The following is an 884-nucleotide window of genomic DNA, read 5'->3' on the forward strand; positions in this document are numbered from 1 at the left end:
GGGTCAGCGAACGGGACCTGTTCACCGTGGACCTCGACGACGACGGGCCGCACGCGCTGATCGCCGGGACCACCGGCTCCGGCAAGAGCGAACTGCTGCGCACCCTCATCGCGAGCATGGCCACGGACGCCGACCCCGAGCATCTGACCTTCGCGCTGGTGGACTACAAGGGCGGTGGCGCCCTGGACGAATGCGCCGAACTCCCGCACACCGTCGGCCTGGTCACCGACCTCGACGAGCAGCTGAGCGAGCGCGCCCTGCGCTGTCTGGACGCCGAACTGCGCCACCGCGAACGGCTGCTGCGCGAGGTGGGCCTGAGCCATATCCGCGACTACCAGCGGCTGCGCGACACCGGGGACGGGGACGGGGACATGGAGCCGATGCCCCGGCTCGCCGTGGTGATCGACGAGTTCGCCACGCTGGTCAAGGCCCTGCCGGACTTCGTCGACTCGCTGGTGAGCATCGCGCAGCGCGGACGCACCCTCGGCGTCCACCTGATCATGGCCACCCAGCGGCCGGCCGGCTCGGTCAACGACGCCATCAAGAACAACGTCAAACTCCGTATCGCGCTGCGGCTTGAGAGCACCGGGGACTCACAGGACGTCATCGACAGTTCGGCCTCGGCCGGGATCGGCACCCGCCAGTGGGGCCGCGCCTACTACCGGCTCAGCGCGCGCGAGGTGCTGCCGGTGCAGACCGCGCTGTCCACCGGGGTCACCCCGCAGGCGGCGGTGACCGCCCCGGTGACGATCGCACCGTTCATCCTGGGCATGCCGGTGCTGACGGCGGCCACCGACGGCGCGGAGGGCGAGACCGATCTACGGCGGCTGGTCACCGCCGCGCGACAGGCCGCCGACCTGTCCGGATTCGCCCCGCCACGGCGG

1 protein-coding gene is annotated in these 884 nt (G+C 71.5%); it reads left to right on the forward strand.

Annotated elements, in window-relative coordinates; all coding sequences use genetic code 11:
• Positions 1 to 884 (forward strand): FtsK/SpoIIIE domain-containing protein (locus CCN51_RS52900; RefSeq protein ID WP_281262501.1); only part of this gene is annotated, 884 nt, incomplete at both ends.

The sequence above is a fragment of the Streptomyces milbemycinicus genome, from assembly GCF_002154605.1.
Taxonomy (GTDB): domain Bacteria; phylum Actinomycetota; class Actinomycetes; order Streptomycetales; family Streptomycetaceae; genus Streptomyces; species Streptomyces milbemycinicus.